This is a genomic window from Campylobacter sp. B0100352/1 (assembly GCF_020135855.1).
GTDB classification, from domain to species: Bacteria; Campylobacterota; Campylobacteria; order Campylobacterales; family Campylobacteraceae; genus Campylobacter_D; species Campylobacter_D taeniopygiae.
This window is the reverse complement of sequence record NZ_JACHTP010000039.1, coordinates 1-4,246: the sequence shown is the minus strand read 5'-3', so window position 1 is coordinate 4,246 and position 4,246 is coordinate 1. Positions and strand designations below refer to the sequence as shown.

Sequence of the window (4,246 nt, the reverse complement as noted above, 5' to 3'; positions counted from 1 at the left end):
TTAATTTTTTATGCAACAGATCAAAATTAACTAAAAAATAAATTCTGCAATAAATTTAGAACTTAAATATAAAAATTTCTAAAATTTATAATATTAATAAAATATTAAATATTTTAGTTATAAAATGATTAATTGTTAAATTTTTATTAAGGATTTATAATGAAAAGAATTCTTATTTCTTTACTAATTCCAACCATTTTTTTATGGGCTAAAAATATTGCCTACAGTGATGAAGTTGTTTCTCTTTATCTTCATAAAGATGATGCTAAGGTTATTGGAAAATTACTTCCTACTAATGCTTTTGAAATTTTAAAAGATCAAAATGAAAAAGTAAAGATTAAAATTAATGGTTATCTTAATCCAAAATACCCTTCGGTGATTTATTTTAATAACTCTCAAAGGATTATAGTGGCTGCATTTTCTAAAAATGTTAAGCTGAATTTTTCTCAAATAAAAAAAGGGGAAAATGGAAAATGGAATAAAGTGAGTCTTGAAATTTGGGCAGATAAAAAAGATTTTTCTAAAGATAATAAAAAAATGCTAAGCCATGCTAAGGAACTTTTTTCTAATAATTGCGGGATTTGTCATGCCTTGCATTCAGAAAAAGAATTTACCGCCAATGCTTGGCCATCAGTGTTTAAATCTATGGTTAATAGAACAGGTATTGATAAAAAAGATCAATGGTTAATTATCGAATATTTGCAAAAAAACGCGAAAGATTTTAAAACAAAATAAAAGGAAAAACGATGCTAGATAGAAGGAAATTTTTAAAAATCGGTGCAACCTTAAGTGCTTTGCCGCTTATCCCCTCTTTTGCTTCAGGAAAAAGTATTGAAGCTTCTAAGGTAAGTCTTGGACTTGTGAAAAATGGAGAAGTTATCACGGCAGCTCATTGGGGAATTTTAAAACTCACTATTAAAGATGGCAAAGTGGTAAAAAGCGAACCTTGGGAAAAGGTAACAAAAATGGATAATCCTTTACAACATTATACTCCAGATATGATTTATAAATGTCGCGTAAAATATCCTTATGTTAGAAAATCTTATCTTGAAAATCCAGATCACCCAAAACCAGAACTTCGTGGGAAAGAAGAATTTGTCCGTGTAAGTTATGATGAGGCTATAAAACTCATTGCCAAAGAGCTTAAAAAAACAAGAAATACAAAAGGCACAAGTGCGGTTTTTGGTGGAAGTTATGGCTGGAAATCTAGCGGAAATATGCAAAATTCTCGTATTTTACTGCAAAGATTTTTAAATGTAACAGGTGGTTTTGTAGGGGTTACGGGAGATTATTCTACTGGAGCATCGCAAATTATTATGCCTTATGTGGTAGGTTCTATTGAGGTTTATGAACAACAAACTTCTTGGGAAAATATTTTAAAACATTCTAAATATGTTGTGATTTGGGGTGCTGATCCGCTTTCTACTTTACGCATTGCTTGGACATCGACTGATCAAAGAGGTTTAGCTTATTTTGAAAAACTAAAAGAAAGTAAAATCAAAGTAATTTGCATTGATCCGATAAAAACAGAAACAACTAAATTTTTAAATGCTAAATGGATCTCTCCTCGTCCAAATACTGATGTGGCTTTAATGATGGGGATGGCAAGTCACTTAATTGCTAAGAAAAAAGTTAATTATGAATTTTTGCAAAATTACACCACAGGTTTTGATCAGTTTAAAGCCTATTTGGATGGTCAAGAAGATGGGGTTAAAAAAGATGTTAAATGGGCAAGTCAAATTTGTGGCATAGATGAAAAAACCATTAAAAATTTAGCGGAAATTTTTTATGATAATCCAACTATGATAATGAGTGGATGGGGTATGCAAAGAGCACATCATGGGGAACAGCCTCATTGGATGCTTGTTACTTTATGCTGTATGCTTGGACAAATCGGAACCAAAGGGGGAGGCTTTGGTTTAAGTTATCATTATAGCAATGGAGGTGTTCCAACTTGCAAAGGTGGCATTATAGGTGGTATAAGTGCTGGAGAATTAGGGATTTGGAAAAATGGCAAATTTAAAGGTTTGGCAAAAGCAAATCAAACAAATAAAGGTGCTGAATGGTTGCAAAATTCTGCAAAATATTCTTTCCCAGTTGCTAGAATCGCTGATGCACTTTTAAATCCAGGTAAAACTATAGATCATAATGGAAGTAAGATCACTTATCCTGATATTGACTTTATTTATTGGGTTGGTGGAAATCCACTTGTTCATCATCAAGATACCAATACCAATGTTAAAGCTTGGAGAAAACCAAGAACCATAGTTGTTAATGAAATTTATTGGACTCCAACTGCGAAGATGGCAGATATCATTATGCCTGCAACTTCATCTTATGAAAGAAATGATATCACCATGACGGGCGATTATTCTAATATGCATATAGCCCCAATGAAACAAGCTGTTGAACCTATTGCGGAAAGTAAAGATGATTACGTGATTTTTTCTGATATTTGTAAAGTGTATGGAAAAGATGTTTTTAATGCTTATACTCAAAATGGCAAAAAAGCCAAAGATCTCATCAAAGAATATTATAATAGTGCTTTGAAACAAACTAAAAATTTTGGAGAAGCTTTTGCAACACCTATGCCAAGTTTTGAAGAATTTTGGGCGAAAAATGAACCTATTACTTTTAAACCTTCTATGGAAAGCTTAGAATGGACTCGTTTTACAGATTTTATTGAAGATCCTATTTTAAATACTTTAGGAACAGATTCTGGGCTTATAGAAATTTATTCTGAAACGATTAAAAAATACAATTATGACGATTGCAAAGCGCATCCTACTTGGTTTGAACCGATTGAATGGCTTGGAAATGCCGATGAGCAAACACCATTTCATTTAATAACAAGCCATCCAAGAAATCGCTTGCATTCTCAACTTTGTCAAACAAGTTTAAGAGATACCTATACTGTAAAAGATAGAGAACCTATACTTATCAATTCCAAAGACGCTAAAAAACTTGGAATTAAAAATGGCGATTTAGTTCGAGTGTTTAATAAACGTGGTGAAGTTTTAGCAGGAGCTGTTGTGAGCAATGATATCATGCAAGGAGTAGTAAGACTTTGCGAGGGAGGTTGGTATGATCCGGATGAAAATGGACTTTGTAAATACGGAAGTGCAAATGTCTTAACTATAGATATGCCAACTTCAAAACTTGCAAACGGAAATATTTCTCATACAGGGCTTGTAGGTATTGAAAAATTTACACAAAAAGCACCTAAAGTTACGGCATTTACAAATCCTAAAATATTATAAAGGATTTTTTTAATTTTTTTATTATACGATTAAAATTCAAAATTTTTAAAGGAGTCTATAAAAAATGCAAACGAATCAAAATAAAAGTTCTTTTAAGGTTTCTACAAAATTAACCTTAATTGTTGGTTTTTTTATTCTTTTAGTTTTGGCAATAACCACTATAGTTAGTTATCAGCAATCAAAATCAACCGCTTTTGAATTATTGCAAGATACCCAGTTGAAAACTATGGATGATGTAAAAGTTTCTTTTGATGCTTACGCTTCAATGAAAAGAAGAATTATCGATGTTTTGGCTAAAAATCTTAATGACAATCCAAATATGTCTATGTCAGATATTTTAGTTATGCTTGAAGTTATAAAACATTCTACAGAATTTGATGCTGTTTATATAGGTTATGAAGATACTGGAAAACTTATCATGTCTGATGGAACAATTTTAGATTCTGCAAAAGGATATGATGCAAGAAATGCAAATTGGTATAAACAAGCAAAGCAAGCCGGAAAATTAATCGTTACAAGACCTTATAAATCTGTTACGGATGGGAAAATAAATTTAGCTTATGCTGCTCCCTTGTATAAAGATGGAAAGCTTATAGGTGTTGTTGGAGCAGATTATAATGTAGAAAAATTTTCACATGACGTGTTAGCTAGTGGAAAATCTGCACATTCTTATGCTAGCGTTTATGATGTAGATGGAAACATAGCATTTAATGAAGATCAAACAAAACTTTTAACAAAAAATACTTTAAGTATTAACATTCAAAAAACTTTAGCCCAAGATTCAAAGTTGTTAGATCCAAATGTAAGAGATACTTTATTTTTTGCAGATAATGATAAGGGTGAAACTCAAGCTATTATGTGCAATCCGTCAAGCATAAATCCTATATATAGAATTTGTAGCGTTGTCAATAAAAAAACTTATGATAGCATTATTGATAAAATTTTCTACAGTCAAATTATAGTGGGCATTATAGCTTTAGCGATTA

Annotated in this window: 3 protein-coding genes; all 3 read left to right on the top strand. The window is 31.3% G+C overall.

Annotation, left to right across the window (positions count from 1 at the left end; all coding sequences use genetic code 11):
* The first annotated feature begins 159 nt into the window (after positions 1-159).
* Positions 160-735 carry a cytochrome C gene (locus H2279_RS08130; RefSeq protein ID WP_337196224.1) on the top strand — a complete coding sequence of 192 codons (576 nt, stop codon included), beginning with the start codon at positions 160-162 and terminating at the stop codon, positions 733-735.
* A gap of 11 nt (positions 736-746) precedes the next feature.
* Positions 747-3,260 carry a molybdopterin guanine dinucleotide-containing S/N-oxide reductase gene (locus tag H2279_RS08125; protein ID WP_337196223.1) on the top strand — a complete coding sequence of 838 codons (2,514 nt, stop codon included), beginning with the start codon at positions 747-749 and terminating at the stop codon, positions 3,258-3,260.
* A gap of 64 nt (positions 3,261-3,324) precedes the next feature.
* Positions 3,325-4,246, top strand: a 922-nt coding sequence (locus tag H2279_RS08120; protein ID WP_337196222.1) for a cache domain-containing protein, incomplete at its 3' end; no start/stop codon positions are given.